Genomic DNA, 26,158 nt, shown 5'->3' on the forward strand with positions numbered 1-26,158 from the left:
CACGCCACACCCGGCGTGGCGGGCCCACCGCCCTCAGGAGGCACCATGTCCGTCGTCGCCATCCCCACCCGCCGCCACCCGGGGGTGCGCCCGGCCCGCCCGCGCACCGGCCCGACCCTGACCATCACCCTCGACCTCGCGCCGGGGCCGCTGAGCCCGCGGCTGGCCCGACTGGTGCAGCTACTCGGTGAGCTGGCCGAGTCGGGGGAGGGTCAACTGCGTGCCGTGCGGGACGCAACGCCGGCCCCACCCCCCACCACCGCTGCGCCGTCCGTCGGCGCGGACCACGTCCGCATCCTGGCCGGCTCGCGGACGGTCCGCCGGGGCGAACGCGTCATCGCGCTGACCCGCATCGAGTACGAACTGCTGCTGTTCCTGGCCGAGCGGCCGCGCCGGGTCTTCACGCGCCTGCAACTGCTCTCCAGCGTCTGGGGCTACGAGCACGCGGTCGCCCGGACGGTGGACGTGCACGTCCGCCGGCTGCGCGCCAAGCTGGCCGGCTCGGAGGTGATCACCACGGTCTACGGGGTCGGTTACCGGCTGGCCGACGAGGCCGCGATCAGCGTGGACCACAGCGGCTGAGCGCTGGTCCGGCGGCACCTGACCGGCCTGGTGAACCGGTCGGGGACCCCCGTATCGGGGCATCTCGGCGACTCTGCTGTAATCATCAGGCCTCGTACGCAGAGCGAGCATCTGGCTCCGATGTGTTCGTCAATTGTCACATTCATGCAACGCAGCCGCCTCTTGACCCTCGCCCAGGCGCCGGGAAGCATCGATGAAGCGGCGTCCCGGGCCGTGGGGAGATACCCGGACCAGCCCAAGGAGGACCATGTCGGTCAGCCCCGCCTCGTCGCGCGCCGGATGGCATACGTCCCAGCCCGCGGTGCCCGGTCGACCTCCCGGCGGGCAGCGTCGCCCGGCGAACACCGCCGCGCCCGTGCTCACCGTGACGCTGTCCATCCCGCTGGCCTGTGAGGAGTCGCTGACCCCGGCGGCACGGCGGCTGCTGGAGGCCGCTCGGGAGATGCTGGAACGGGGCGAAGGCGTGATCATCGGTTCGGTCCCAGCCGAACGCCGCCCCGACCAGGCGCCCGCCACCCGGTCGGCGGCCCGCCCGATCAGCCCGACCATTCCCGCCCTGCACATCCTCGCCTCGTCGCGTTCGGTGCTGCGCGACGACGAGCCGCTGCCGTTGACCCGGCTGGAGTTCGACCTGCTGCTGCACCTGGTCGCGCACCCGCGCCGGGTGTTCACCCGGCTGCAACTGCTCAACGCCGTCTGGGGCTACGAGCACGCCGGCGTGCGTACCGTCGACGTGCACGTGCGTCGGCTGCGCGGCAAGGTCGGCGTGGACGTTCCGCTGGTCACCACCGTGTACGGCGTCGGCTACCGGCTGGCCGACGATGCCCGGGTCACCATCGACCGCACCGGCTGACCGGCGTCGCCGAGCCGCCCGGCGCGGGGCAGGATGGTCCGGTGCGCATCCGCCCCATCTCGCCCGACCTGCTCGTCGCCGAGCTGACCGGTCGGCTGGCCGACGCGGCCACCCGCGCCGCGACCGCCGCCGCCGGGCCCGCGCGGCTACGGGTGGCAGTGGACGGCGCTCCCGCCGCCGGCGCCGACGAACTGGCCGCGGCGCTCGTCGACCCGCTGCGTGCCCTGGGCCGCCCGGTGCTGCACGTCCGCGCCACCGACTTCCTCCGCCCGGCGTCGCTGCGCTTCGAGTTGGGCCGCACCAACCCGGACTCCTTCTACGAGGCCTGGGTCGATGAGGCCGGGCTGCGCCGCGAGGTGCTGGACCCTGCCGGCCCGGGCGGCAGCGGCCGACTACTCCCGTCGCTCTGGGACGCCGACGCCGACCGGGCCAGCCGCGCCCGCTACGTCGACCTGGCACCCGGCGGCGTCGTCCTGGTCAGCGGCCCCCTGCTGCTCGGCGGCGGCCTGCCCTTCGACGTGACCGTCCACCTGGAGCTGTCCCCGGCGGCACTGCGCCGGCGTACCGAGGCAGCCCAGGAGTGGGCGCTGCCGGCCTTCGACAGGTACGCCGAGGAGGTCGTCCCGGCGAGCTTCGCCGACGTGGTGGTACGCGCCGACGACCCCCGCCGACCGGCGCTCGTGGAGCCCGACCAGGACCGCTGACAACAACCGGGAATCTGTCGGTTTGCGCGGCTGATCGGGCGGGTACTCGCCCGGCTCACAGAGCGCGGGTGATCGCCCGCGCACCGAACGCGACCGTGACCGAGGCCCCGTGCCGCCGGCATCCGGTTCACCTTGAGGCAGAGGCCCAGAAAGGCAGGCAGCGATGCTCGTCCACGACACGGTCGGTACGACCCGGTCCCAGACGGAGATCGACCAGATCCGGCGATCGCTCCAGGCGCGCTACGACGAGCTGACCGGCGAGTACGACCAGGCGGTGCTCCAGAGCCAGGTGCTGCGGCTGGTGGAGGTCGGCGACACCGCCGGCGACGACCAGGCCGACAGCGGCACCAAGACGGCCGAGCGGGACACCGCCCAGTCCCTGTTGCGCACCATCCTCGACCGCCGCGCCCAGTACGAGCACGCCCTCGGCCGGCTCGAGGAGGGCACCTACGGCTGGTGCGAGGGCTGCTCGGCGGCGATCCCGGTGGAGCGGTTGGAGATCTTCCCGTCCGCCACCACGTGCGTGACGTGCAAGCAGACGCGCGAGCGGCGGGCGGCCTGAGCCACGCCAGCGGTTGCCGGTCGGTCCGCGACGCGATGGACTGCACCAATGGGTGACATCCTGGTGGGCACCGCGTCCTGGACCGACCGCACACTGCTGGACTCGGGGTGGTACCCGCAGACCGCTGACACCCCGGAGAAGCGGCTGGCGTACTACGCCCGGCAGTTTCCCCTTGTCGAAGTGGACGCCACCTACTACTCGCCGCCGGCCGAGGCGACCGCGCGGCTGTGGGCCGAGCGAACCCCGCCCGGCTTCACCTTCAACATCAAGGCGTTCAGCCTGCTCACCGGGCACCCCACCCGGGTCAGCGCGCTCTACAAGGACCTGCGCCCCGAGACCGACAAGAAGAACGTCTACCCCGACGACCTGCCCGCGCAGTCGTACGAGGAGGTGTGGACGCGCTTCCTGTCCGCGTTGGACCCGCTGGTCGAGGCCGGGAAACTGGGCGCGTTGCTGTTCCAGTTCCCGCCCTGGTTCACCATCAAGCGGGCCAACAAGCAGTACCTGCTGGAGGTGGCGAAGCGCTGCGCGCCCCTGCGCCCGGTGTACGAGTTCCGGCACGCCTCCTGGTTCGACGGCGACAACGCCGACGAGACCCTGGCCTTCCTGCGCGAGCACCAGCTGCCGTACGTCTGCGTGGACATGCCGCAGGGCCACCGCTCGTCGCTGCCCCCGGTGCTGGCCGCCACCGCGGACCTCGCGGTGATGCGCTTCCACGGTCACAGCGACAAGTGGACCAGCAAGGACATCCACGAGAAGTTCGGCTACCACTACTCCAAGCGGGAGCTGGCCGACTGGGCGCCGAAGCTGCGCGAGCTGGCCGACGAGGCCGGGCAGACCCACGTTCTCATGAACAACTGCTACCGCGACTACGCGCAGACCAACGCGAAGACCCTCGCCGGTCTCCTCGGCGTGGACTGACCTCACCCGATTCGGGTGGTGCCGCATCACCCACCCCGCGGCGAGGGTGGACGCGGTGGGTACGGCCGTCCCCGGACGGTCGACGCCGGAGACGACACGGAGGTGACGGGGATGACGGTTCGACTGGTGACGGATCGACGGCGTGGTGCCGTCCTGCACGTGGTCGGCTCGGCCGACAACGCCCGGCGGGCACCGCAGGGCAGCCCGGTGCGGGCCCGCCGTGGGCCGGCTGGGCCACCGCGCCGCGCCGATGACCGACGGTGGGACACCACGGAACGGGGGTCGACCAATGGCTGACTCGATGATCTCGGCGTTCGAGTCCTCGCTGGACAAGACGAACATCATCCTCAAGGACATCGAGGACGCCTACGGGTGGCCGAAGGAGCGACGCAACCAGTCGTACGCGGCCCTGCGCACGGTGCTGCACCTGCTGCGCGACCGGCTGCCGGTGAACGAGAGCGTGGAGTTCGCCCAGCAGTTGCCGGTGCTGGTCCGGGGCATCTACTTCGACGGCTGGGTGCCGTCGGACGTGCCGATCAAGCTCAACCGCGACGACTTCCTCTACGAGGTGCGGCAGGGCTTCCCGTACGACGCGGAGGGTGGCCCGGAGCGGGTGACGCAGGTGGTCCTGGACACGCTGCGCCGCCACGTCACCCAGGGTGAGTGGCAGGACGTGAAGGACACCATGCCCAAGGACCTCGCGGTGATGATGCCGTGACCGCCTGACAGCATGGGCCCGCCCGACCGCCGTCGGGCGGGCTCAGTCGTCGCTGCCGGCCGCCTCGGCCGCGGTGGGCACCCGCGACACCGGGTGCCCGGCCCGGCGGGCCAGCCCGGCGAACGCGACCGCGTCCACGATCGCCGCGCCGCCCGGATCGTTGTTGAAATAGACGTACGCCGGCTCGTCCGGGCCGAAGTCGTCGGTCAGCCGGCGTACCCAGGACCGCAGCGCGGCGCGACCGTAGCGGGGCCAGGGCCGCGCCCGCCCCTCGTGCAGCCGCAGGTAGCCGAAGTCGGTGGTGCGCCAGCGGGGGGCGACCGGGCGTCCGAGCCGGTCCGCCCACACCAGCGCGGCCCGACGCCGTTCCAGCACCGCCCGGGTGGCGTCGGTCCACCAGGAGGGGTGCCGGGGCTCGACCGCGACCCGCACCTGCGCGGGGAACAGTCGCAGCGTCGCGTCCAGCGCCTCGACGTCCGCCCGCAGGTTCGGTGGGAGTTGCAGCAGCACCGGGCCGAGCCGGTCACCGAGCGCGGTGGCCCGGCCGAGGAACCGGGCCACCGGCTCCGCCGGGTCGCGCAGTCGCTTGATGTGGGTGAGGTAGCGGCTCATCTTCACCGCCACGCAGAAGTCCGCCGGGGTCCGCGCCCGCCAGGCGGCGAAGGTGTCCCGCTCGGGCAGCCGGTAGAAGGCGTTGTTGACCTCGACAGTGGCGAACCCGGCCGCGAAGTGCTCCAGCCAGAGCCGCTGGGGCAGACCCCGCGGGTAGAAACGACCGCGCCAGTCCCGGTACTGCCAGCCGGACGTGCCCACCACGATCACCAGCCCATCCTGGCACTCTGCGCCGCCGCTCGCGAACCGCCCGTGTCGCCCCGGTTCGGCGTCTACGGTGAGGGTTAGAGAAGATCGCGCGTGGGGTACCACCCGCAGCACGACGGACCCCGGCGCACGGCGGGGCGGCACACCCGAGGGAGTACCGATGGCACTCAACGATGACGACATGCAGACCACCGGCGGCGGCGGCGTGGAGGGCCCGGCCGACGGTGGCGCGACCCCCGGTCAGCACGACGGTGGCGCCGATGGCGGCGCGGAGGGTCCCGCTGACGGTGGTGCCACCCCGGGTCAGCAGGACGGTGGCGCTGACGGCGGCGCGGAGGGTCCCGCTGACGGTGGTGCCACCCCGGGTCAGCAGGACGGTGGCGCTGACGGCAGCGCCCGGTAGCGGCACGCCATGACGTACCCCGACCCGCCGGGCGGCCACCACGGCCGCCCGGCGGTTCCGTCCGCCGAGGCCACCGCCGCGTTGGCCCGCTGCGTCTCGGTCGAACCGGCCAAGTTCGCCGCCGCGCACTGGGGGCACACCCCGCTGCTGTCGCGCGCCGCCGAGCTGCCCGACCCGTCCGGCTTCACCGACCTGCTCAGCCCCGCCGACGCCGACGAACTGCTGAGTCGGCGCGGTCTGCGTACCCCGTTCCTGCGGGTGGCCAAGGACGGCCAGTTGGTCGCGGCGTCGCGCTGGACCGGCGGCGGCGGCGCGGGCGCCGAGATCGGCGACCAGGTCCTCGACGAACGGGTCCTGGAGCAGTACGCGTCCGGAGCCACCCTGGTGTTGCAGGGTCTGCACCGGATCTGGCCGCCGCTTGTCGATTTCGCCCGCGACCTGGGCCTCGCGCTCAACCAGCCGTTGCAGATCAACGCCTACCTGACGCCGGCCGGCAGTCAGGGCTTCGCCACCCACTACGACACCCATGACGTGTTCGTGCTCCAGGTCGACGGCCGCAAGCACTGGCGCATCCACCCGCCGGTGCTGCCCGACCCGCTGGAGAAGCAGCAGTGGGGTGGCCGCGCCGACGAGGTTGCCGCCACCGCGCAGGGCCCGGCCGCGCTGGACGTGGTGCTCGCCCCCGGCGACGCCCTCTACCTGCCCCGGGGGTGGCTGCACAGCGCGCAGGCGCAGGACGCCAGCTCGCTGCACCTGACCGTGGGCATCCGCGCGCTCACCCGCTACGCCCTGGTCGAGGAGCTGGTGGCGCTGGCCGCCGAGGACCAGCGGCTGCGGGCCAGCCTGCCGTTCGGCACCGACGTCGCCGACCCGGACGCCATCGAGCCGGAGCTGACCGAGACCGTGGAGGCGCTGCGGGACTGGCTGCTGCGCGCCGACCCGGGCGCGGTCGCCGCGCGGCTGCGCCAGCGCGCCTGGCCGGCCGCCCGCCCGGCGCCGATCCGACCCCTCGCCCAGGCCGACGCGCTGGCCACCCTGGACGCCGACTCGCGGGTCACACTGCGACCCGGTCTGCGCTGGCAGGTGGTGCCGCACAGCGCGGACACGGTGGCGCTGCGGCTCTTCGACCGCACCATCACCCTGCCCGCTTCCTGCGAGGCGGCGGCTCGTGTCCTGCTCAGCGGCGCTGTCACCCGGGTTGGTGACCTGCCCGGCCTGCCCAACGACGCCGACCGGGTCACCCTGGCTCGCCGGATGCTCCGCGAGGCCGTCCTGATCCCGGCCTGAGCTAACCGGCGGTGGCCGCGACCAGCTCGATCCGGAGGGTGTTCGTGATCTCGTCGGTCAGCTCACCCTCCGCGCCGACCGAGATCGTGCCCTGGTCGGTGACGCCGAAGACGAGTTCCACGGCGGCGGCCTTCAACACCAGCGGATCGTCTCCGCCGCTGCCGGCGGCGACCACCGCGCGGATCGTGGTGATCGCGTCCACCAGGGTGGCCGCGACCGCGCTGTGCCGTAGCTCGTGCCGATCCTGGAGATCCTCGGCGACGAGCGTGATGTCGATCGTGTGGGTCCGCTGGCGGGAGCGGTTGCCACCCACCTTGACCTTCCAGCCGATCACCGGGACCCGGAAGTCCACGCCACCGCCGACCTTCGTGGTGACCACCGCGCTCAGGATCAGCTGAACGGAGGCGACCCGCAGATCCCGGCCCTCGTCGGTGGTGGAGATGCCGGCCTGCTCCACCGCGTACTTCACTGCCGACACCAGGTCCTCGACGGGCACGCTGTAGTCGGTCACCTCCATGCCACACCACCCTCTCTGTGCGAGTTGAGTTGCCGACCGGTCAGACGGCGGCGGTGGCGAACGGGTCGCCGTAGACGGTGTAGGCCAGCCAGGTCGGGTCGAGCGGGTCGTCCTGCTGCTCGACGCGGGCGGCGAGGGCCGCCGCGCCGAGCGTGGCGCCGTCCGCGAGGGAGCGGTAGAACGCGGTCGCGAAGCGAGCCGAGCTGTCCGAGCGGACCGCCCAGAGCGTGCCGACGAACGCGCCCGCTCCGGACGACATGAACTGCTGCGCCCAGCCGAGCATCTTCGTGTACGTCGGTGCCACGCCCGCACTCCGGCACGCGTTGATGAACACCAGCGGTCCGGTCTCCGCCAGCAGTTTCCGGATGCTGGCCTCGGCGAGGAGGGCCGGCTTGAACCGGCCACCATCCATGTCGATGAACGAGCCGTCCGCCGAGAACGTGTTGTGGCAGGCGAAGTGGGTCGCGCCCAGTGCCCCTGAGTTGATCAGGGCGAGGAGTTCGTCGGCCCTGGTGATGGGCTCGCTGTCGGCCGCGCCGAGGATCGCGCGGATGGTGGCGATCTCCTCGTGCGCGCCGGTCGGAGCCTTCGGCGGCACGACGAAGCGCGGGTTGCGCAGGCCGACCTTCGCGTATCGCCGCTGACCGTAGGTGCGGCGTACCACGGGGACCTGCTCGACGAGGAAGCCGGCATCCCGCTCGGCGCTGAGCGGATACAGCAGCTCCCACGGGACCACGTCGTGGTCGGTGACGATCGTGAAGGCGCTCATGTCGGCACCGATCTGCCAGAACTGGTCCCGCACGTCGGCCGGCACCAGCTCCGACCAGAGCTGGATCCCCGCCGACCGGATGACTTCGCGGACCATGCTCGTGCTGTAGCGGGAACCACCCCCGGCCAACTGCTGCAGCTCCCTGATCGCGTTCTCCACAGCGGCGTTCGGTGCGTTCGTGACCGACTCGACGACCGGGGCGAACAGAGCCGCGTCGGAGCGCAGCTGGAACGTGTACCGGTTGCCGTCGAACCGCACCTCCATGGTGGCCTCGCCGGGCCGTGCCTGTGGGGTGCCCAGCGGTGCCGTCTTGGACTGCCCGTCGCGGAACGCCCCACCGTCGGCGACGGAGACCTCGAGCGACACCTCACCGAGGAAGGTGCCTCCGGCCCAGGCAGTCACGTCGACGCGGTGCAGACCAGGGGTACGCGCTCCGAAGCCGAACCGGATCGGATCCGGATCGTCGTCCGGCAGGACCAGCACGGTCTGCTGGAGCGGGCCGTCGGCGTGCAGGCCGGCGGGCGCGTGGGCGGTCACCGTCACCGGCGTGCCGGCGTCGCCGACGAGGAAGCTCCGCATCCGTGCCGCCACGGCGTCCGGATGAACCGATCGTCCCTCGGTGACGAGCCGGACCTCGACGCTCAGGTCCCGACCCGCCGGGACCTGGGTGGGCGCCCGCGCCACCAGCAGCCGCTGCGGCGTCGGGGTGGCGTCCGGAAGGGACGAGGTCCGGCGACGGCGCGGACGGCGTCGATCGCGAGCAGGACCGCCCGGCCCGGTGAGCGTCGGCGTCGCCCCGGCCCCGCCGGCCGAGGTCTCCTGGGTGGGAGGAGCGGCGCGAATGACGTCTTCGAGCGGTATGATCTTGTTGCCGGAAATCGCGTCCCCAAGGACGTCGACTGACCGACGTGGCTCCAGCCGCATAGTTCGCTCGTACAGGTCAGCCCAGTCCCACTCTCGCGAGTGGCGACGGACTCGCTCGTCGAGAGACAGCAGCACCTTGCTCACGTGCAGACTGATGCCGTCGATAGCAGCAGTGTCGTTACCGAGTTGACGGTCGAGGGCAGTCTCGGCCTCGAAAAGTTCGTCGAGGGCGTACCGCGACGTGATCGGTCGGCAGGTGTCCAGCAGGAAATCGCGGACCGGGACCGCGGGGTCTCTGATCGCGCGTCGGACGACCTGCGCCGGGTCGGTCACCTGCAGGTGGACGATGCTGTACGCCTCGAAGTGCTCCGCGCCGCCCTTGGCGGGCAGCCGGAGGCCGACCACGACCCGGTGGACACCGGTGTCCACCTCGTAGCGCGTCGCGTATCGGGCCGCGAGCCCCAACCGCCGCCACGCCATCGGTCGGTCACTGTCGGCGACCTCCAGAGCGCCGTCGTGGGTCGAGTAGACGATCGCCACCGATGGCCTGTGGCTGGGCGGCGGCATGGGCCAGCGGACCGGCTCCACGCTGAGAATCAGGGAGATCGCGGACCCGCCCGTCGCCGCCTCGGGGCCGAGGTTCGCCGCGAGGTTGTCGACCAGGCGCTGGACGGTCGTCCTGGCAGTGCCGAGCCTGACCCGCCGATGGCGTAGCGTCAGAAGCGGTCTGAGCGGTACGTGAGCCCGAATCGCAGGCGGCAGTTCCGCGTCGTCCACCAGCACCGCGAGGATCGGGATCGACGTGGCGAGGGCGGTCGCGATCGTCCGGTGGCCGGGCAGGTGCCACAGCAGGTCCACCGATTCACCGGATGCCGCAGGTTCGATCACGACGATGAGCGCCGTCGAGGCGAGCAGGCGACGCCGCAGCTCGGCGTCGGACATGGCCGCGCTCTGGTCGTCGTGCACGACGCTGTCGCTGCCGAATCGAGCGGTCAGCGCGTCGTCGAGCAGGCGTCCGACGACGTTGTCGTCGCCGGAGCGGTAACTCAGGAAGAAGCTGACCACTCGACGTACCGTAGCGAAGAAAGCGCTCGCGCCGACGGTCGGCATGTCGACAGCCTCAGTGGACCGACTCGGTCAGCGGCCGAGGATCAGCAGCAGCGCGGTGGTCACCAGACCCGCGCCGATCACCACGCTGATCGGCCGAGGGCCGAGCACCGCGTGCCGGCGGTCGGCCAGCACCCGGGCCGGCACCAGCCCGACCAGCGGCCCGAGCAGCGTCACCACCAGCGCCAGCACCGGCAGTCCGACCGCCAGGTCGCCGCCGTAGCCGACACCGAGCGCGCGGGCGCCGGCGCCCAGCGCGTACGCCAGCACCCCGCCGGCCACTCCGCACAGCGCCAGCAACGGGTTGACCGACCCCGGCAACTCGCCCGGCTGTCCGGCCCGCTCCAGCAGGTCGCGGGCCTTGGCGAGTAGCGGCACGGGGTCGGTGGCCCCGACGCCGTTCGCCGGGGCGGGCGGGCGGCCGAGGCGGCGGGCGCCGAGGCGCGAGCGGGCCAGCTGCCACAGGTGGGCCACCTCGGCGTCGACCCGTTCCTGCAGTTCACGGGCGGCGACCAGCTCCTCCTCGGCGCTCTGGAGCTGCTCGGCCGCGTCGGCGACGGCCCGCTCGGCGGCAGCGCACTGCCGCTCGTGCCAGGTGTGCGCCTCGGCGCGCTGGTCGCGCACCCGCGCGGTGAGGTCGGCCAGCCGCCGCAGCTGCGCCGCGTACGTCTCGCTGGTCACCGGTTCGTTCATCGTGTCGGTCCATAGGGGATGATCACCTGTCCGGTGCGGTGGACCGCCCGGTCGAAGAAGAGCCCCCGCCACGGGCGGGGATACCAGTCCGGGCCGCCGGTCCCCGGGTAGAGCGAGGAACCCAGCTCCCCGCCGTGCGCGTCCAGGGCCACCCACGCGCCGATCTGGTCCGTGCGGGCGGCCGGCCCACCCAGGTCGGCGCGCATCCGGGCGACACCCCGCCACCAGGCCAGCACGTGCGTTCGCCGCTCCGGCCCGTCGTGCAGGACCCGGCGCAGCTGCTCCAGGCCGGTCCGCCGACCCGCCCGGACGGCCAGCGCGCCCGCAGCCGCGTCGACAGCGAACAGCAGCAGGTAGTGCGGGCTCCCCGGGCCGCCGCTGAGCCCGTCGGCCGTCTCGGCCATCAGCTCGCCGACGGTCTCCTCGTCGTACCAGGCGGCGTCGTCGGCCAGGTCGTCGTAGAGGGCGCGGGCGACCGGGTCGGCGTCCGCGTCGAGGCAGGCGATGGAGAACCGGGCGGTGCCCGGCGGGTGCTGGCGGGCCAGCGACCGGGCCGCCGCGTCCAGCACCGCGCACGCCTCGTCGACCCGGGTGCCGAGCACCGCGAGGTTGCGGCCCGGGGCGCGCGGCAACCGCAGCGCCGCCGAGCGGGACTGCACGTCGATGATCTCGCCGAGCAGCGCCACCGGGTTGCGTGGCGCGGCCCCGTCCGGGGGTACGGCGAGCGCCAGGAAGTCCGGGGCGTCGCTCAGCCGGGGGATCGCGTCGCCGTCGAAGAGCCGGGCGGGCGCCGCGTCGGGGGCGCGCATCCGCCACAGCCGGTGCTGCAACCCGCTCCAGGTCTCCCAGTCGCTGGCTGACGGGATGCGGGCGACCTCGTTGCCCTCCACCATGCCCGACTCGGCGTTGACCACCGCGTGCCAACGCGGCAGGGACTGCGCCGCGTCGTTACGCTCGGCGAGGATGCGCAACGCCTTGGGCAGGGCGATGCGCAGGGTGAACTGGGCGACCAGCGCGGGCCGGCCCCACAGCGCCTCGATGCCCCGTACGTCCTGCGAGGCGAGGACCAGATGGATGCCCTGGGACCGGCCGCGCCGGGCCAGGTCCTCCAGCAGGTCGGCCGCCTCCCGGGCGACCACGTCCCGGCCGGCCAGCAGCATCTGGAACTCGTCCACCACCGCGACGATGCGGGGCCAGTGCCCGGTCGGGTCGACCGCCCGCAGCTCGGCCAGCTTGGTCACCTCGTGCTTCTTGGCCGCGTCGGCGCGTCGGCGCAACTCCTCGGCGAGGAAGCGCAGCAGCGCCAGCCCGAACTCCCGGTCGGTGTTGACGTTGATGCCGACCAGGCGCATGTGCGGCAACCAGCTCGGGTCGCGCCGGCCCTGCGCGAACCGCGCGAAGGAGACCCCCTCCTTGAAATCCAGCAGGTAGAACTCCAGCTCGGCGGGGGAGTAGCGGGCCGCCAGGGCGCCGATCCACGCGAAGATCAGATTGGTCTTGCCGGTGCCGGACGGCCCACCGATCAGCGCGTGCGGTGGGTAGTCGCCCAGCGTCACCCGCACCGGCCGGCCGTGCGGGCCCTCACCGATCGGCGCGGTCAACCCGTCGGCGGAGTCCTCCCGCCACATCAGCTCGGGCGGGGGCAGCAGGTCGGTGAAGGGGGTCGGCGGCGGGCCCGCGTTCACCCGGGCGGCCACGTCCCGGCAGGTCTCGGTGACCAGCGTCGGCGGTGGCGGTGGGTCCAGCCGGACCGGCAGCCCGGCCGAACCGCCGATCCGCGCGCCGGACGCCCCGGCCACCACCCGGGTCACCGTCGGGTCCTCCGGCAACGGCGCGCCGTGCACCACCAGGTGTACGCCGCAGGCCGCGCCGGCACGCACCACCCGGTCCAGTTGTCCGCGCTCGTGCCGGTTCAGCTCCTCCCCGCCGAGCAGCACCGCCACCCGCCACGGTTCGGGTCGTCGGCCGGTCGCCGCCGCCAGTTCGCGCAGCGACGCGTACTCCCCGGCGAGGACCGTCTCGTTGATCCGGCGGATCTGCTCCACCAGGTCGTCCAGCAGCGGACCCAACCCGCCCGGTCCGACGAAGGTGAGCAGCCCCGCCGTGCCCAACGGGGCGAACCCGGCCAGACCACCGCCGAGCTGGTCCGGGTCGTACCCGATCAGTCGTACCGCCCCGGGGTCGGCGCGGCCGACGGCCCGCAGCAGCAACGCGGCCACCACCGCGTCGCAGCCGGCGCGGTCGTTCCCGGAGAGGTGGACGTGCCCGGCGTCGAGCAGCGGCACCAGCGCGGGCACCGGGTCGACGCCGTCGATCCCGACCGTTCCGACCCGCAGCGCGCCGGGCGGCTCCGCCCGGCGGGCGGGCGTCGGCGCCCATCCCGCCCAGTCGGCCCCCGCGCAGCCGGGCGCCTCCTGCCGGGCCGCGTCGGCGGCCCGCCGGGCCAGCTCCGCGATCCGGGCCGAGTAGCGGGCGTCGATCTCGGCGATGCGGCGGTCGCGTTGGGCGCCCACCCGCTCGGGTACGGCGGCGGCCGCCCGCTGGACCCGGGCCAGTCGTTCCCGGCCGGCGGTCAGCTCGGCCTGGGCGGCGGACAGCCGGGTGCGGGTTGCCCCCAACGCCTCGGCGAGGGTGTCCCGGACCCGGCTGGCCAGCTGACCGCGCCGGTCAGCCATCGGAGCCCCGACGCGTCGGCGCGTCCCGCCAGGGGCTGCCCGGGCGCGGGGGTGACCCACCGGGGCGCGGCGACGGCCCGTCCGGGCGCGGCGGCAGACCACCGGAGCGCTGCGCAGCGGGCGTGCCCGGCCGCTGCACGGCACCGCCGGGGCGGGGAACCCCGACCGCTGGCCGTCCGGTCCCACCCGGTTGCTGCGCGCCCGCCGGTTGCCCCGCGCCGCCTCGCGGACCCGCGCCTGCCGGTTCTCTCGCGCCGCCGGCCGGCAGGTCCCGGCCGAGGCGGGCGAGCAGCAGGCCGGTCGCCACCCCGGCGGTCACCGCGGAGTCGGCGGCGTGCGGTGGCTCCCCGGTGGGGCGCGGCGGCGGCATCCGGCACACCCGGGTCAGCAGCGTCTCCAGCACCGGCGGCGGCAGCCCGGGCAGCAGGTCACGGACGCGCCCGTCCAACTCGCCGCGCAGCCGACCGAGGTCGCTGGCGCGGGGCGGGTGCCCGAGCAGGTCACCGGCCAGCTCGCGCAGCAGCGGTGGTGCCAGCGCCGCCATCCCCAGCCCCACGTCGGCCGGGGCCCGGCGCAGCTCCGTGCGGAGTCGGTCCCGATCGCCGGAGCGGACCCCACCCACCACCCGGCGCAGCAGCTCCTGGGAGTCGCCCACCCGCTCGTCGGGTTCGTCGTCGGTGCCCTCGCGCCCGCCGGTCAGCTCGGCCACCCGCACCGACCACCAGCGGCGCATGCGCACCTGCTCGGCCGGCTCCGGTGCCACGGCGGTCGGCCCGGACGCCGGCGGCGTGTCGTGTCGGGGAGCGCGTTGCTCGGGGCGGGGAGCCGGGGCCCCGTCCGCGCCGAGCCCGATCGCCGTCAGGTAGGCCGACAGCTGCTCCTGCGCCACCCGCAGCGCGTAGCCGGCGCTCTCGGCGTGCTCGGTGGCGGCGGACAGCTCGGGCACCCCCATCGGGTTGGCCGACTCCTGTCGTACCCAGCGCAGCCGCTCGGCGGCCAGGCCGAACTTCTCCAGCGCCTGCCCGAGCAGGGCGTGCGGGAACTCCTCGGTGGCGGCACGGACCTGCCCGCCGACATCCTCGATGATGGACATGACGGCCTACAGGGTGGAGACGTAGAGCTGCGCCTGCTCCACCGCGACAAGTGTCGCGGCGAGACACTCCTCCAGCTCCTGGCTGGCCTGGGTCAGCGAGGCCTGGGCCGCCTCGACGGTCTCGTGTCCGCTGCCCTCCAGCGCCCCGGCCAGGGTCTGCTGGGCCTCGGACAGCTTCTCGCCGGCCGCCTGCACGGCTGTCTGCCCGTCTCCGATCTGTTGGAGGGCGACATCGATGGCAGCCTTCAGCTCGGCGACGCTCGCCACGGCGAAACCTCCTGGGGGCGGGGAGATCTCCATTAGAGCCTATCGGCGGTCGGGAAAGAACATCCGCCCTGTCGGTGTTCCTGCCCGCCTGTCCGGAAGGCCCTCGGAAGTGCCGGGAGTCCGATCTGTGGGAGTCCCAGTGCGAGAACTTCTCAGTTGCTGGTCGGGTTCTCGCGAAGCCAGCGGGGCCCGTACACCTCCGCGCCCAGCGCCGTCACCCGCCCGCGCAACTCCCGGTCGGCGGTCACCACCAGCCGCCGACGCCGCGGTGCCGCCTCCACCAGCTCGACCACCGTGTCGTCACCGGAGCCGGCGGCGGAGACCACCCGTACGCCCTCGGTGCCCGGCACATCCCGCGCGGCCCCCTCGACCACCAGGACCACCTCCACCGGGGCGGGCAGCCGGGCCGGCAACCCGACGGTCGCCACCGGGGCGAGCGAGTCACGCAGGCGGGCCGCGGCACCGGCACGGTCACGCCACCACCCGTTCGGGCGGGAGCCCACCACGTTGGCGCCATCCACGATCAGCAGCGGGGTCTCATCCATCCCGCCAGCCTGCCACCACCCGCCGGCAGTGGCCCGACGCCACTCCCGGAATGCCGGTGCTCCGCCACCTGCGGCGTTTGTCGGGGCGCGCGCCGGGTAGCCCCTGCCGACCGTGCCGAGCCCTACTGCGGAGGACAGACATGATGGGACCCGGTGACATCGGCTCCGACCCGTGGGACGAATTCCTGGCCAGGTACTTCGGCCGGGGCGAGGGAGGGCGCCGACCGCCGCACCGGGTCGACATCACCCGACTGATGACGGCCGACGCCCGGGAGATGCTGGCCGACGCCGCCCGGCGGGCCGCGCAACGACACAGCAGCGACCTGGACACCGACCACCTGCTCTGGGCGGCGCTGCAACGCGAACCGCTGCGCGACCTGGTACGCCGGGCCGGGGCCGACCCGGACACCCTGCTCAACGCCCTCGGCGGGAAGGGCGACGGCGCGCCGCGCGGGGAGGTGCCGCCCAACCTGTCGTTGACCCCAGCCGCCAAGCGGGCGCTGCTCGACGCCCACCAGCTGTCCCGGGCGATGGGTGCCAACTACATCGGCCCGGAGCACATCCTGATGGCGCTGCCGCTCAACCCCGAGTCACCCGCCGGGCGGATGCTGGCCGCCGGCCGGATCCAACCCGAGTCGTTGCAGGCCGCCAACGCCGAGCGCGGGCCGATGGCCGGACCGAAGCCGGACCGCGGCACCCCCACCCTGGACCAGTACGGGCAGGACCTCACCGACCTGGCCCGCAACGACCAGATCGACCCGGTGATCGGGCGCGCCGACGAGATCGAGCAGGCCGTGGAGATCCTGTCCCGGCGTACCAAGAACAACCCGGTGCTGATCGGCGAGGCCGGCGTCGGCAAGACCGCCATCGTCGAGGGGCTGGCCGAACGGATCTGCGACGGCGACGTACCGCAGACCCTGCTCGGCAAGCGGGTCGTCCAACTCGACCTGGCCGGCCTGGTCGCCGGCACCCGGTACCGGGGCGACTTCGAGGAGCGGCTGAAGAAGGTGATCGACGAGATCCGGGCGCACCGGGACGAGTTGATCATCTTCATGGACGAGATCCACACCCTGGTCGGTGCCGGCGGTGCCGGCAGCGAGGGCGGGATGGACGCGTCCAACATGCTCAAACCCGCCCTCGCCCGCGGTGAGTTGCGGGTGATCGGCGCGACGACGCTGGACGAGTACCGCAAGAGCATCGAGAAGGACGCCGCCCTGGCCCGACGCTTCCAGCCGGTGCTGGTGCCCGAGCCCAGCATCGACGACACCATCGCCATCCTGCGCGGGCTGCGCGACCGGTACGAGGCCCACCACCAGGTGCGCTTCACCGACGAGGCGCTGGTCGCCGCCGCCGAACTGTCCGACCGGTACGTCACCGACCGGTTCCTGCCGGACAAGGCGATCGACCTGATCGACCAGGCCGGCGCCCGGGTGCGGTTGCGCACCCGTACCCCCGCGTCCGACGTGCGGGAGCTGGAACAGGAACTCGACGAGGTACGCCGGGACAAGGAACAGGCCGTCACCGACGAGCAGTACGAGCGCGCCTCCGCGCTGCGTGACCGGATCGCCGAGCTGGAACAGCAGATCCGCCAGGCCAACGGCGAGGACGGGATGTCCTCCTCGCAGGTGCCCGAGGTGGGCCCGCAGGAGATCGCCGAGGTGGTCTCCCGGGCCACCGGCATCCCGGTCAGCCAGCTCACCGAGGAGGAACGCGACCGGCTGCTGCGCCTGGAGGGCCACCTGCACCAGAAGGTCGTCGGGCAGGACGACGCGGTCACCGCGGTCGCCGAGGCCGTCCGCCGCTCCCGGGCCGGGCTGGCCGACCCGGAGCGGCCGATGGGCAGTTTCCTGTTCCTCGGCCCGACCGGTGTCGGCAAGACCGAGTTGGCGCGGGCGCTGGCCGAGGCGTTGTTCGGCGAGGCGGACCGGATGGTCCGGGTGGACATGAGCGAGTTCCAGGAACGGCACACGGTCAGCCGGCTGGTCGGCGCGCCGCCCGGATACGTCGGCTACGAGGAGGCCGGCCAGCTCACCGAGGCGGTGCGTCGCCGCCCGTACGCGGTGGTGCTGCTCGACGAGATCGAGAAGGCCCACCCGGACGTGTTCAACATCCTGCTCCAGGTGCTCGACGACGGGCGGCTCACCGACAGCCAGGGTCGCACCGTGAACTTCAAGAACACCGTGCTGATCATGACGAGCAACCTCGGCTCTGAGCTGATCACCGGCGCCCAACGCTCGGTCGGCTTCGGCACCGGGGACGTGGGCAGCGAGCAGGAGAGCAACGAACTGCGGGAGCGGCTCATGCGCCGGCTGCAGGAGAACTTCCGCCCGGAGTTCCTCAACCGCATCGACGAGGTCATCATCTTCCGCCGGCTGGAGGCGGAGCAGTTGCGCGACATCACCGCGCTGCTGCTGGAGGAGACCCGCCGCCGCATGCACGCCCAGGACCTTCAGGTGGAGTTCACCACCGCCGGCATCGACTGGCTCGCCGAGCACGGTTACCAGCCGGAGTTCGGCGCCCGCCCGCTGCGCCGGGTGATCCAGCGGGAGGTGGACAACCACCTGTCCCGGATGCTGCTGGAGTCGGCGATCTCGCCGGGGCAGAAGGTCACCGTGGACGTCCGCGACGGCGCGCTCACCTTCGACGTGACGGCAGGCGAGCGGGGGTACACCGCCGCGACGACCACACATCCGCGATGAGCGGGCCGGCGCGAAGGGACGACCACGAGGACCCGCACGAGCCCGCGGAGACCGCGAAACCCCGGGACGAGGACGACGAGCATCCCGACCCGATCCTGGCGCCGCCCACCGCCAACCCCCGCCGGACACGGGTGCCCGCGGAGGGCCTGCATCCGAAGACCGACCAGGACGACCCGGAGACGTCCGGGCCGCCACCCGGAGAGGAGACCTGATGGTACGCGAAGCGCGGCTCGACCCCGAGGTGGAAGTGCTCTGGGAGGACTTCCACGCCGAGGTCAACGTCCCGTCGGAGCAGCTGCGGACCTGGCTGCTGACCCGGGGTTCGGGGGAAAACTCGTTCGGCCCGAACCCGAACCTCGACCTGCCCCAGCCGGGCCGGGAGATCCTCAAGGTGCTCAACAAGCGCAAGGTGGACCTCACCCCGGAGGACATCGAGGTGATGCGGGAGGCGGTCGAGCGCATCCGCGAGCTGATGGACGCCAAACCCTCGCGCGGCAACGCCGACGACACCTGGCGGCACTCTTTGCTCGACCTGGGTCACGACCCGCTCGTCGAACGCTGAACCAAGCTCACCCGCGACGGTGCCGTCCCGAGCCGGGGACGGCACCGTCGCGGTGGTGCTACTGACCCTTGTCGGACTCCAGGCTGCCGATGGTCAGGCCTGCCGCGTCGGCGGCGGCGTCCCGGTCACCACGGGTCTGGTCCTCCCGGGTGAGCAGGTTCGCGTACTCGGTCACGTCGGCCGGGTCGGGCACCGTCGGCAGGCGGCGCAGGAACGCCTCCACCGCACGGGTGGCGGCGGTGTGCGCGGCAGCCGCCTGGCGCAGCAGTTCGCGGTCGTCGGCGGGCGGGTAGAGGTCGGTCATGTCCGCCAGATACCCGGCCCACGGCGGTTCGCACCGCCAACGGCCGGGAATACCGGCAGCTCAGCCCGGTCGGACCCCGGTGGGTTGCCGCACGCCGAACCCCGGGTTGCGCGGCAGCCAGGCCAGGTACGCCGGATGCGGCGCCAACGAGTCGACGTACGCCGCCTTCGCCGTCTCCAGCACCAGCTCCGCGCTCTGGGCGGCGGGGGAGTCCGGGTGCCAGCCGAGCAGCAGCCGCCACCGCAGCGGCGTCCCGGCGAGTTGTCGGGTGACCAGGCCGCTCACCGGGCGGAACGTCGCCTGGCACAGGGCCACCGCCACGCCGGCCTCCACCAGGTCGACGCAGCCGCGGATGTCGGTCTCGTACACCTTGCGGGGGGTGAAGCCGGCGCGGGCGCAGGCGGCGGCGAAGCAGTCGGCGAAGCAGCCGTCGCCCGGCGCGGCGACCCACTGCTCGTGGCGCAGGTCCGCCAGGCGTACCTCGTCCTGCCCCGCGAGGGGATGGGTCTCCGGCAGCAGCACCAGCACCGGGTCGACGGCCACCTCCTGCCAGCTCAACCCGAACCCGGCCGACGGGCTGGCGTCGCCGCACACGCCGGCCAGCGCGAAGTCCAGTCGACCGCCGGCCACCAGCTGCGCCAACTCGTCGACCGACCAGGACGCGTACGTGGTGATCTGGGCCGGCGGCTGCTCGGCGGCCAACCGGTGCACCAGCCGGCCCAGGATCGGGCTGTTCACCCCGCCGAACCGGTAGCACGGCGGCGCGTCGCCCGCCCCGGCCAGCCGGGCAGCCTCGTCCTGCAACCCCTTCATCGCCGGCAGCAGCACCCGGGCGCGGGCCAGTACCAGCTCACCGAGCGCGGTGGGCCGGGCCCCACGCCGGTCCCGGTCGAACAGCGGGCCGCCCAGCGTCCGCTCGATGCGTTGAAGCTGGGCGGTGAGCGCCGGCTGGGCCAGGCCGAGCGCCGACGCCGCCTTCGTCACACTTCCCGTCTCCGCGATCGCGCAGACCACCCGCAGGTGACGCAGCTCCAGGTTCATAGGGTGACGGTAGGACTACGGGGTCTGCTGGCGGAATAGCCCGAGCGGATCGGTGATAATGAATGCATTGCCGGCGGTCGCCGATCACTGCTCGCGCGGTGCCTCCGGCAGGTCCGCCAGGTACGTCGGGCGTCCGGTCACCGCGTCGAGGACCTTGTCCACCACCCCGACCGCCGGCTCCACGATCCGGTTCCACGGTGGGGTGGCCGGCGTGCCCGGGTGCGGTCGGGTCGGCGCGGCCTCCTCGGCGATCTCCAGCCGGTTGCCGAGCCGGATCAGCTCCTCCTCGGTGGCCACCGCGCGCAGCTCGGTGATCAACCCGCCTACCCCGTCGACGTGCCGGCGAACCCGTTCGGCGACCGCCGTCAGCGACTCGTCGGTGAGTCCCTTCAGGGCGCCGAGCAGTGCCGCATCGGCGTTGATCTCCGCGTCCACCCGCTCGGTGGCCGTCGGCAGCGCCGCCCGGACCGCCGGCAACAGGTACTGCTCCTCGGCGGACAGGTGCCGCGACAGTGCGGCGGTGAGCACCGCCAGCCCCTCCTGCGGCGTACTGTCCGGGCCGGCCAGCTGGTCCAGCAGCGCCAGCAGTTGCCGGTGCTCCCGGTCCACGATGTCGGCGATGCTGCTGCCGGCGGGCCGGTAGCCCTCCTCGGGTGCGGGCGTGGGCGGCAGCGGCGGCAGGGGAACAGCGGACATGGTGCCCTCCTCGACTGGCGGGCGGAAGCTCCGGCAGGGACGTACGGTCGTGGGCGGCGGTACCCGGACGCGGCCATGGCCAAACCGACCCGTCGATGCGTCCACCCGCGCCGGTCTGTCGACCGGCTCGGGCTGGTATGAAGAGGCGATGACGAGCGATGCCGCCTCCGCCCGACCCGACCCCACCGCAGAGGTCGTGGACCTCTGCCGCGACCTGCTGCGCATCGACACCACCAACACCGGTGACAACGACACCAGCGTCGGCGAGCGCCACGCGGCCGAGTACGTGGCGGAGAAGCTCGCCGAGGTGGGCGTGGAGTCCGTCCTGCACGAGTCCGCGCCGGGCCGGGCGAACGTGGTGGCCCGCATCCCGGGCACCGACCCGAGCCGGGGCGCGCTGCTGGTGCACGGCCACCTGGACGTGGTGCCCGCCGACGCCGACGAGTGGTCGGTGGGCCCGTTCTCCGGCGAGCTGCGCGACGGCTACCTGTGGGGCCGGGGCGCGATCGACATGAAGGACTTCGACGCCATGGTGCTCGCCGTGGTCCGCCACTGGCAGCGCACCGGCGTACGCCCACCGCGCGACATCGTGCTCGCGTACACCGCCGACGAGGAGGCCGGCAGCGACTACGGCGCACGCTTCCTGGTGGAGAACCACCGCGACCTCTTCGACGGCTGCACCGAGGCGATCGGTGAGGTCGGCGGCTTCTCCTACTCGGTCAACGACAACCAGCGGCTCTACCTCATCGAGACCGCCGAGAAGGGCATCGACTGGCTGCGGCTGCACGCCAAGGGTCGCCCCGGGCACGGCTCGATGGTGCACGACGACAACGCCGTCACCGCGCTCGCCGAGGCGGTCGCCCGGATCGGCCGGCACCGCTTCCCGGTGGTGGTCACCGACACCGTACGGGCCTTCCTGACCGAGGTCTCCGACCTGCTCGGCATCGAGTTGGACCCGGATGACCCGGAGACGGCCATCGCCAAGCTGGGCCCGATCGCCAACATCATCGGCGCGACCATCCGCAACACCGCCAACCCGACCCGGTTGAGCGCCGGCTACAAGGACAACGTGATCCCCGGCCGCGCCACCGCCACCATCGACTGCCGCAGCCTGCCCGGCCAGTCCGAGCTGCTGGAGCGACAGCTACGCGAGCTGGTCGGCCCGGACATCGCCATCGAGTACGTCCAGCGGCAACCGGCGCTGGAGACCACCTTCGACGGTGACCTGGTCGAGGCCATGTCGGCGGCCCTGCGGGCGGAGGACCCGGGGGCGCGGCCGGTTCCGTACATGCTCTCCGGGGGCACCGACGCCAAGGCGTTCTCGCAGCTCGGCATCCGCTGCTTCGGGTTCGCCCCGCTCCGGCTGCCCGCCGACCTGAACTTCTCGGCGTTGTTCCACGGCATCGACGAGCGGGTTCCGGTGGACGGACTACAGTTCGGCGTGCGGGTTCTCGACCGGTTCCTCCGCACCTGCTAGTCGTGTCCGGCCCTGTCCGCCGGCGCGCAATCTCCCCATCGTGAAGGGACTGCCCCACATGACCGACCAGCATGGTGAGCTGGACGCCGCTCTCGAGCGGGTGATCGAAGCGGCCCGCCACCACCTGGCCGCCGTACGCGCCGCACAGGGCCGCGTCGACGACGACGACGTCTGGCAGGCGTACGTGGCGTTGAACAACGCCTCCTTCGCGTACGACGAGCAGCTTCTCGACGCCTTCGGCGAGGTGACGCCGTGGGATGTCGACTCGATCGACCCGGACGAGGCCGACGAGCGTTTCGGCGGCGGCGAGGGAGCCGAGGCCAGCGACCCGCACCCCCGGGTGATCTCGGTTCGTCAGCGTCGCGACTACCGCGTGCCGAGCGTCTCCGCGCTGCTGCGGGCGGCCGAGGCGGCCCGCCGCGAGGGCACCCCGGAGGACGACGAGCCGGCTCCGGTGGAGGGCGTCGGCGAGGCGGTGCTGGAGCTGCTGCAGAGCGGCGACGGCTCGCTCGGCGCGTTGGACGTCCCCGAGTTGGAACCGCTCGACGGGGTGGTCATGGTCAGCGAGGTCGGCACCCCGGTCGACCTGGAGTCGTTCGATGACGACGACGCGGTCGGCCCGTTCCAGCCGGCGGCCGACGACCGGCTGGTCGGTCGGCTCGACGAGCACCCGTTCCTGGAGCTCGACGACGACGATCACGACCACGCCGGGCACCAGCACTAGGTAGGTAGGGTGCCGCCCGGGGCCGATCCCGGCCCCGGGCGCCACCGCCCCGTCGTCAGTACGACAGGCCCGGCTGCGGCTGGTTGATCCGCCGACGGCGCAGCACCACCTGGCGCGTGCCGTCGCGGTACAGCCGCACCCGGGCCAACTCCCATCCGGAGAACTCCGCCTGGATCGCCAACTGCGCCGCGGCGGTCAACCGGTCGACGTTCGGCGGCAGCCGCAGCGGCGCGTACTCGTAGTCCATGCCATCCATGCTGCCCAGCCCAGCGGCCGTCCGCCACCCCCTCCGGGGTGACCAACGACGCTGCGGCGGGCGGTTCGTGCCCTCCTGTCGTGATCGACTCGGCTTTCATGAAGTCGGGGTGTTCCCTCCACCCAGACACCGCGGTTTCAAGAAACCCGAGTCGATCGTCACCTTGTGGGGCGGCCGGCTACCTGGGCGGGACGTCAGCCGGCGGGGACGTTCGCGCTCAGCAGGGCGGCGAGGGCCGGCGCGGCCAACGCGACCGCCCGGGCGCTACCCGGGTCGACCGCCAGCCCCCAGGACGGGTCCGGCCAGTCCTCGAACAGGTCGGCGCAGGGCAGCGCGATGAACGGCACCCCGTCCCCGGTGAACGCGGCGAGCGCGCCCGGCGAGGTGAAGACCGGCAGCAGGGGCGCGCCGGTCGCGTCGCCGACCACCGTCCACGGGAAGTCGGCATCCGGCGTCGGTTCCCCGGCCAGCGGGACGCACACCGTGGCGCCGGCCAGCACGCCGAGGTAGCCGGGCAGGTCACGTCGGTCGACGGCCGCCGCGAGCACCGCCACCACCGCCGGCTCGTCGGGTGTCGCCCCGGCGGGTGTCGCTCCCGCTGGTGCGGTCCCGGCTGGCGTCGCTCCCGCTGGCGTTGCCCCGGCGGGTGTCGTCCCCGTTGGTGTCGCCGCCCTCGTTGGTGTCGCTCCTGCCGGTGTCGGTTCGGCCTGGATCACAGGGACCGGTGCGGACCCGACCGGTGCCGGCCGGTCGGCCGTCGATCGCATCGCCGGGCCGGGTCGGGCGGCCGGCGGCACCGCCCGGCAGGAGAGCGCGCCGGGCTCGTCGGTCAGCACCTCGGACGCGGTACGGGTCACGAAGACACTGAGCCGCTCCACCTGCTCCGGGGTGCGCGGTGCCTCGTACCACCAGCCCTCGTTGCCGGTCGGGCGGTGCCAGCCGAGCGCGGCCAGGCGTGCTTCGTCGTGGCCGGGGCAGACCACCCGCACCACCTGGCGGCGCACCAGCAGCCGGATCCCGCGCGGACCTGCGGTGAGCTCCAGGTCGGTGTCCCGGTCGCAGCGGGCGACGGTGTCCCGCAGCCGGGCGGCGATCTCCGGCCAGGTCGGCGACGTCACGCCGGCGCGCCCGGCAGCCGGTCGTCCAGCCGTCCGAGCCGGGCCACGGTCTCCTCCAGCCGGCCCAGCGCCGAGAAGTCCCCCGGCGTGCCGAACAGGTCGCCGAGCCCCGCGCCGAGCGCGACGTCCAAACCCTCGGTGTGCTCGTCGACGTGCGCGGAAGCGACCTCGCGAGCCCGCCGGTACGCGTCGAGCACCAGTTCGGCCACGCCCTCAGTGCCGGCGCGCAGGGCGGCGGGCGCGAGGGTGAGGCCGGTCAGCGCGCCGGTGGCGTCGACGGTCGCCGAGACCAGTCCACTCTCGTCGGCGGCGGTGCCGGACAACTCGGCCAGATCGTCGCGGAGGCCGGCGAACCGGCGCTCGATGTCGGCGATCCGCCCGGCGAGCGCGTCGAACGCCGACGTCGGGTCCGTCATGAGATTCCTCCCCGTGGATCGTGCGACCGGGTGGTGCCCGGCAGCCGGGAGATCGTATCGTCGGTGCGCTCGACTCATGGGGGGGAGGAACGGCATGGCACCGGATATCGATGTGGACGTGCTGGCGGTCCGTCGACTGGAGACAGCCGCCAAGCAGGTCGCCAGCTCGCTTGCCGCGCTGGAGGGGCAGATCGTCTCGGCCGGCGACGTGCCGTCGGACGCGTTCGGTCATCTGCCGTTCGCCAGCGACATGCTCCGCGACAAGTACACCGAGCAGGTCACCGGTGGCAAGGAGCTGTTCGCCGCCGCGAACGCCGCGTTCGGCCGGGTCGCGAAGGCGCTGGCCGACACGGTCGAGGCGTACGAGGTCAACGAACGGGACCTCGACGCCGGATTCAAGGCCATCCAGGCGGGACTGCCCGGATGAGCGGCCCGGCCGGCAGCGCCGTTCAGCTGTGGAACGGTCTCGACAGCGCGCTTTCCGGTGTGCAGGACGCCGTCGACAGTGTCTGCCGGACCCTGGCGTGGCCACTGATCCAGCTCGTCGACCTGGTCGACGGTGAGCCCGCCGTGTTGCGCGCGAAGGCCGCCGAGTGGGACGCGCTGGCCACCCAGGTGCGCGACCTGGCGCAGGGCCACCGTGGGACCCGGGAGTCCGCGCAGGTCGGGTGGCGCTCACCCGCCGGTGTGGCGTACGGCCAGCGGTTGGCCGATGTGGAGCAGCAGCTCCTCGACGTCGCCGAGCAGTTCGCCGCGACCGCGGAGTACCTGCGCAGCGTCGCCGACGGCCTGCAGACCGTGCACGACGTGCTCGTGGACCTCTGCGTGGAGTTCGTCAACTTCCTGCTGGTGACGCTGGTGACGGCGTTGCTGATGGCGCCGGTCACCATGGGCGCGTCCTGGGCTGCCGGGGTGGGCGTGGCCGTCACCAGGGGCCTGATCGTGGTCACCCGGATGCTGAAGGTCATCCGGCCGCTCGCGGTGCACCTGCAGAAGGTCATCCGCCTGCTCCAGCGGGTCCTGCTGTACCTGCGCAAGCTGCGGGCGCACCTGGACAAGCTGGTCGACATGCAGAAGGCGCTGCGCACCGGCAAGAAGTACGCCGACAAGCGCCGCGCCGCCGGCAAGCTCGACAAGTGGCACCACAAGTTCCTCGATCCCACCAAGGGCACCTACAAGCTGGGCAAGTCCGGTTCCCCGTTCGACATGGGCGCCCTCGACCGGGCCGCCGCGTTGCGGGCGCACGGGGTCGCCGACGGCGCCCGGGTGATCGCCCGGGACTGGGCGACCAACCTGCCGTGGAACGTGCCGAACTCGGTCGTCCACGGTGTCACCTGGGGAACTGTCGCGTTGACCAGCGGGCTCTCCGTTCCCGGCAGCGAGCAGGTCGGCGACCAGATCGACCAGGCGGTGCAGAGCGGCGCGGACTGGATCGACCAGAATGTCTTCGGGCAGCCGCCGGCTGACCAGCCGGCGGGCCGCTAGG

Annotated in this window: 29 protein-coding genes and 1 pseudogene; 16 read left to right on the forward strand and 14 right to left on the reverse strand. The window is 73.2% G+C overall.

Annotated elements, in window-relative coordinates:
- The first annotated feature begins 45 nt into the window (after window positions 1-45).
- The 7 genes from QSK15_RS15645 to QSK15_RS15675 all read left to right on the forward strand — a co-directional run bounded on the left by QSK15_RS15645 (window position 46) and on the right by QSK15_RS15675 (window position 4,340).
- On the forward strand, window positions 46-582 hold the full coding sequence (locus QSK15_RS15645) for a winged helix-turn-helix domain-containing protein (protein ID WP_285794916.1): 537 nt from the start codon (window positions 46-48) through the stop codon (window positions 580-582).
- A 247-nt stretch (window positions 583-829) separates the two neighbouring features.
- Entirely contained in the window at window positions 830-1,435 is a 606-nt protein-coding gene (locus QSK15_RS15650; RefSeq protein WP_124775975.1) for a winged helix-turn-helix domain-containing protein, read from the forward strand.
- Between the two features lie 41 nt (window positions 1,436-1,476).
- Window positions 1,477-2,139 carry a nucleoside/nucleotide kinase family protein gene (locus QSK15_RS15655; protein ID WP_285794917.1) on the forward strand — a complete coding sequence of 221 codons (663 nt, stop codon included), beginning with the start codon at window positions 1,477-1,479 and terminating at the stop codon, window positions 2,137-2,139.
- Window positions 2,140-2,302: 163 nt separating this feature from the next.
- Entirely contained in the window at window positions 2,303-2,701 is a 399-nt protein-coding gene (locus QSK15_RS15660; RefSeq protein WP_285794918.1) for a TraR/DksA family transcriptional regulator, read from the forward strand.
- Between the two features lie 48 nt (window positions 2,702-2,749).
- Complete coding sequence (locus tag QSK15_RS15665; RefSeq protein ID WP_285794919.1) at window positions 2,750-3,622, forward strand: DUF72 domain-containing protein; 873 nt, start codon at window positions 2,750-2,752, stop codon at window positions 3,620-3,622.
- 111 nt (window positions 3,623-3,733) lie between these two features.
- Entirely contained in the window at window positions 3,734-3,919 is a 186-nt protein-coding gene (locus QSK15_RS15670; protein WP_030332733.1) for a hypothetical protein, read from the forward strand.
- On the forward strand, window positions 3,912-4,340 hold the full coding sequence (locus QSK15_RS15675; RefSeq protein WP_285794920.1) for a DUF2267 domain-containing protein: 429 nt from the start codon (window positions 3,912-3,914) through the stop codon (window positions 4,338-4,340). The genes QSK15_RS15670 and QSK15_RS15675 overlap by 8 nt, the downstream gene beginning before the upstream one ends.
- 42 nt (window positions 4,341-4,382) lie before the next feature.
- On the opposite strand, the gene QSK15_RS15680 is transcribed toward QSK15_RS15675, so the two are convergent.
- Complete coding sequence (locus QSK15_RS15680; RefSeq protein ID WP_285794921.1) at window positions 4,383-5,162, reverse strand: DUF72 domain-containing protein; 780 nt, start codon at window positions 5,160-5,162, stop codon at window positions 4,383-4,385.
- A gap of 157 nt (window positions 5,163-5,319) precedes the next feature.
- Between QSK15_RS15680 and QSK15_RS15685 the strand changes: the two are divergent.
- Together QSK15_RS15685 and QSK15_RS15690 are read left to right on the forward strand one after the other, a co-directional pair.
- Window positions 5,320-5,556, forward strand: a pseudogene (locus QSK15_RS15685) (hypothetical protein); the annotation flags it as partial.
- A 15-nt stretch (window positions 5,557-5,571) separates the two neighbouring features.
- Entirely contained in the window at window positions 5,572-6,849 is a 1,278-nt protein-coding gene (locus tag QSK15_RS15690; RefSeq protein ID WP_285794922.1) for a cupin domain-containing protein, read from the forward strand.
- 1 nt (window position 6,850) lies between these two features.
- Here the strand turns inward: QSK15_RS15690 and QSK15_RS15695 are convergent, their stop codons facing one another.
- The 7 genes from QSK15_RS15695 to QSK15_RS15725 all read right to left on the reverse strand — a co-directional run bounded on the left by QSK15_RS15695 (window position 6,851) and on the right by QSK15_RS15725 (window position 15,379).
- Window positions 6,851-7,366 (reverse strand): trypco2 family protein, encoded by a 516-nt coding sequence (locus QSK15_RS15695; protein ID WP_285794923.1) that lies wholly within the window; start codon window positions 7,364-7,366, stop codon window positions 6,851-6,853.
- Window positions 7,367-7,406: 40 nt separating this feature from the next.
- A complete protein-coding gene (locus QSK15_RS15700) occupies window positions 7,407-10,064 on the reverse strand; it encodes a CHAT domain-containing protein (RefSeq protein WP_285794924.1) in 2,658 nt (885 codons plus the stop codon).
- Window positions 10,065-10,136: 72 nt separating this feature from the next.
- Entirely contained in the window at window positions 10,137-10,799 is a 663-nt protein-coding gene (locus tag QSK15_RS15705) for a hypothetical protein (RefSeq protein WP_285794925.1), read from the reverse strand.
- Window positions 10,796-13,474, reverse strand: coding sequence for an FtsK/SpoIIIE domain-containing protein (locus tag QSK15_RS15710; protein ID WP_285794926.1), 2,679 nt, complete (start codon window positions 13,472-13,474; stop codon window positions 10,796-10,798). Before QSK15_RS15710 ends, QSK15_RS15705 begins: the two co-directional genes overlap by 4 nt.
- Window positions 13,467-14,567 carry a hypothetical protein gene (locus QSK15_RS15715; protein ID WP_285794927.1) on the reverse strand — a complete coding sequence of 367 codons (1,101 nt, stop codon included), beginning with the start codon at window positions 14,565-14,567 and terminating at the stop codon, window positions 13,467-13,469. The genes QSK15_RS15710 and QSK15_RS15715 overlap by 8 nt, the downstream gene beginning before the upstream one ends.
- A 6-nt stretch (window positions 14,568-14,573) precedes the next feature.
- Window positions 14,574-14,834, reverse strand: a complete 261-nt coding sequence (locus QSK15_RS15720) for a hypothetical protein (RefSeq protein ID WP_030332749.1) — start codon at window positions 14,832-14,834, stop codon at window positions 14,574-14,576.
- A 152-nt stretch (window positions 14,835-14,986) separates the two neighbouring features.
- A complete protein-coding gene (locus QSK15_RS15725; RefSeq protein ID WP_285794928.1) occupies window positions 14,987-15,379 on the reverse strand; it encodes a PIN domain-containing protein in 393 nt (130 codons plus the stop codon).
- A gap of 140 nt (window positions 15,380-15,519) precedes the next feature.
- On the opposite strand from QSK15_RS15725, the gene QSK15_RS15730 reads away from it, so the two are divergent.
- From QSK15_RS15730 to QSK15_RS15740, 3 genes are read left to right on the forward strand one after another with little or no spacing between them, the layout of a single operon-like run.
- Window positions 15,520-18,078, forward strand: coding sequence for an ATP-dependent Clp protease ATP-binding subunit (locus tag QSK15_RS15730; protein ID WP_279516253.1), 2,559 nt, complete (start codon window positions 15,520-15,522; stop codon window positions 18,076-18,078).
- The gene (locus QSK15_RS15735; RefSeq protein ID WP_285794929.1) at window positions 18,075-18,290 is read left to right on the forward strand and encodes a hypothetical protein; all 216 of its coding nucleotides are present in this window, start codon (window positions 18,075-18,077) and stop codon (window positions 18,288-18,290) included. The genes QSK15_RS15730 and QSK15_RS15735 overlap by 4 nt, the downstream gene beginning before the upstream one ends.
- Window positions 18,290-18,640: a DUF3140 domain-containing protein gene (locus QSK15_RS15740; protein WP_204945441.1), complete on the forward strand. Its 351-nt coding sequence runs from the start codon at window positions 18,290-18,292 to the stop codon at window positions 18,638-18,640. Before QSK15_RS15735 ends, QSK15_RS15740 begins: the two co-directional genes overlap by 1 nt.
- Before the next feature lie 58 nt (window positions 18,641-18,698).
- Here QSK15_RS15740 and QSK15_RS15745 read toward each other — a convergent pair whose 3' ends face one another.
- From QSK15_RS15745 to QSK15_RS15755, 3 genes are all read right to left on the reverse strand, one after another.
- Complete coding sequence (locus tag QSK15_RS15745; protein ID WP_030332759.1) at window positions 18,699-18,944, reverse strand: hypothetical protein; 246 nt, start codon at window positions 18,942-18,944, stop codon at window positions 18,699-18,701.
- 60 nt (window positions 18,945-19,004) lie between these two features.
- The gene (locus tag QSK15_RS15750; RefSeq protein WP_285794930.1) at window positions 19,005-19,985 is read right to left on the reverse strand and encodes a LysR family transcriptional regulator; all 981 of its coding nucleotides are present in this window, start codon (window positions 19,983-19,985) and stop codon (window positions 19,005-19,007) included.
- A gap of 84 nt (window positions 19,986-20,069) precedes the next feature.
- Window positions 20,070-20,681, reverse strand: coding sequence for a hemerythrin domain-containing protein (locus tag QSK15_RS15755; protein ID WP_285794931.1), 612 nt, complete (start codon window positions 20,679-20,681; stop codon window positions 20,070-20,072).
- Between the two features lie 148 nt (window positions 20,682-20,829).
- Between QSK15_RS15755 and QSK15_RS15760 the strand changes: the two genes are divergently transcribed.
- Together QSK15_RS15760 and QSK15_RS15765 are read left to right on the forward strand one after the other, a co-directional pair.
- Window positions 20,830-22,158, forward strand: a complete 1,329-nt coding sequence (locus QSK15_RS15760; protein WP_285794932.1) for a M20/M25/M40 family metallo-hydrolase — start codon at window positions 20,830-20,832, stop codon at window positions 22,156-22,158.
- 58 nt (window positions 22,159-22,216) lie between these two features.
- Entirely contained in the window at window positions 22,217-22,882 is a 666-nt protein-coding gene (locus tag QSK15_RS15765) for a hypothetical protein (protein ID WP_285794933.1), read from the forward strand.
- A gap of 55 nt (window positions 22,883-22,937) precedes the next feature.
- Here the strand turns inward: QSK15_RS15765 and QSK15_RS15770 are convergent, their stop codons facing one another.
- From QSK15_RS15770 to QSK15_RS15780, 3 genes are all read right to left on the reverse strand, one after another.
- Window positions 22,938-23,129 (reverse strand): DUF5703 family protein, encoded by a 192-nt coding sequence (locus QSK15_RS15770; RefSeq protein ID WP_030332768.1) that lies wholly within the window; start codon window positions 23,127-23,129, stop codon window positions 22,938-22,940.
- Window positions 23,130-23,332: 203 nt separating this feature from the next.
- Window positions 23,333-24,256 (reverse strand): SseB family protein, encoded by a 924-nt coding sequence (locus QSK15_RS15775; protein ID WP_285794934.1) that lies wholly within the window; start codon window positions 24,254-24,256, stop codon window positions 23,333-23,335.
- The gene (locus QSK15_RS15780; protein ID WP_285794935.1) at window positions 24,253-24,672 is read right to left on the reverse strand and encodes a YbaB/EbfC family nucleoid-associated protein; all 420 of its coding nucleotides are present in this window, start codon (window positions 24,670-24,672) and stop codon (window positions 24,253-24,255) included. Before QSK15_RS15780 ends, QSK15_RS15775 begins: the two co-directional genes overlap by 4 nt.
- Before the next feature lie 94 nt (window positions 24,673-24,766).
- Between QSK15_RS15780 and QSK15_RS15785 the strand changes: the two genes are divergently transcribed.
- Both QSK15_RS15785 and QSK15_RS15790 read left to right on the forward strand, forming a co-directional pair.
- Complete coding sequence (locus tag QSK15_RS15785) at window positions 24,767-25,099, forward strand: hypothetical protein (RefSeq protein WP_167337304.1); 333 nt, start codon at window positions 24,767-24,769, stop codon at window positions 25,097-25,099.
- The gene (locus QSK15_RS15790) at window positions 25,096-26,157 is read left to right on the forward strand and encodes a WXG100 family type VII secretion target (RefSeq protein WP_285794936.1); all 1,062 of its coding nucleotides are present in this window, start codon (window positions 25,096-25,098) and stop codon (window positions 26,155-26,157) included. The genes QSK15_RS15785 and QSK15_RS15790 overlap by 4 nt, the downstream gene beginning before the upstream one ends.
- Window position 26,158 lies beyond the last annotated feature (1 nt).

The sequence above is a fragment of the Micromonospora sp. NBRC 107095 genome, assembly GCF_030269705.1.
Lineage (GTDB): Bacteria > Actinomycetota > Actinomycetes > Mycobacteriales > Micromonosporaceae > Micromonospora > Micromonospora parva.

Coding starts and splice junctions, on each gene's coding strand:
- QSK15_RS15770 (WP_030332768.1), bottom strand. CDS start 23,129: ATGGACTACGAGTACGCGCCGCTGCGGCTGCCGCCGAACGTCGACCGG.
- QSK15_RS15740 (WP_204945441.1), top strand. CDS start 18,290: ATGGTACGCGAAGCGCGGCTCGACCCCGAGGTGGAAGTGCTCTGGGAG.
- QSK15_RS15785 (WP_167337304.1), top strand. CDS start 24,767: ATGGCACCGGATATCGATGTGGACGTGCTGGCGGTCCGTCGACTGGAG.
- QSK15_RS15790 (WP_285794936.1), top strand. CDS start 25,096: ATGAGCGGCCCGGCCGGCAGCGCCGTTCAGCTGTGGAACGGTCTCGAC.
- QSK15_RS15695 (WP_285794923.1), bottom strand. CDS start 7,366: ATGGAGGTGACCGACTACAGCGTGCCCGTCGAGGACCTGGTGTCGGCA.
- QSK15_RS15665 (WP_285794919.1), top strand. CDS start 2,750: ATGGGTGACATCCTGGTGGGCACCGCGTCCTGGACCGACCGCACACTG.
- QSK15_RS15725 (WP_285794928.1), bottom strand. CDS start 15,379: ATGGATGAGACCCCGCTGCTGATCGTGGATGGCGCCAACGTGGTGGGC.
- QSK15_RS15715 (WP_285794927.1), bottom strand. CDS start 14,567: ATGTCCATCATCGAGGATGTCGGCGGGCAGGTCCGTGCCGCCACCGAG.
- QSK15_RS15705 (WP_285794925.1), bottom strand. CDS start 10,799: ATGAACGAACCGGTGACCAGCGAGACGTACGCGGCGCAGCTGCGGCGG.
- QSK15_RS15690 (WP_285794922.1), top strand. CDS start 5,572: ATGACGTACCCCGACCCGCCGGGCGGCCACCACGGCCGCCCGGCGGTT.
- QSK15_RS15670 (WP_030332733.1), top strand. CDS start 3,734: ATGACGGTTCGACTGGTGACGGATCGACGGCGTGGTGCCGTCCTGCAC.
- QSK15_RS15760 (WP_285794932.1), top strand. CDS start 20,830: ATGACGAGCGATGCCGCCTCCGCCCGACCCGACCCCACCGCAGAGGTC.
- QSK15_RS15710 (WP_285794926.1), bottom strand. CDS start 13,474: ATGGCTGACCGGCGCGGTCAGCTGGCCAGCCGGGTCCGGGACACCCTC.
- QSK15_RS15730 (WP_279516253.1), top strand. CDS start 15,520: ATGATGGGACCCGGTGACATCGGCTCCGACCCGTGGGACGAATTCCTG.
- QSK15_RS15735 (WP_285794929.1), top strand. CDS start 18,075: ATGAGCGGGCCGGCGCGAAGGGACGACCACGAGGACCCGCACGAGCCC.
- QSK15_RS15745 (WP_030332759.1), bottom strand. CDS start 18,944: ATGACCGACCTCTACCCGCCCGCCGACGACCGCGAACTGCTGCGCCAG.
- QSK15_RS15645 (WP_285794916.1), top strand. CDS start 46: ATGTCCGTCGTCGCCATCCCCACCCGCCGCCACCCGGGGGTGCGCCCG.
- QSK15_RS15650 (WP_124775975.1), top strand. CDS start 830: ATGTCGGTCAGCCCCGCCTCGTCGCGCGCCGGATGGCATACGTCCCAG.
- QSK15_RS15660 (WP_285794918.1), top strand. CDS start 2,303: ATGCTCGTCCACGACACGGTCGGTACGACCCGGTCCCAGACGGAGATC.
- QSK15_RS15755 (WP_285794931.1), bottom strand. CDS start 20,681: ATGTCCGCTGTTCCCCTGCCGCCGCTGCCGCCCACGCCCGCACCCGAG.
- QSK15_RS15765 (WP_285794933.1), top strand. CDS start 22,217: ATGACCGACCAGCATGGTGAGCTGGACGCCGCTCTCGAGCGGGTGATC.
- QSK15_RS15780 (WP_285794935.1), bottom strand. CDS start 24,672: ATGACGGACCCGACGTCGGCGTTCGACGCGCTCGCCGGGCGGATCGCC.
- QSK15_RS15675 (WP_285794920.1), top strand. CDS start 3,912: ATGGCTGACTCGATGATCTCGGCGTTCGAGTCCTCGCTGGACAAGACG.
- QSK15_RS15750 (WP_285794930.1), bottom strand. CDS start 19,985: ATGAACCTGGAGCTGCGTCACCTGCGGGTGGTCTGCGCGATCGCGGAG.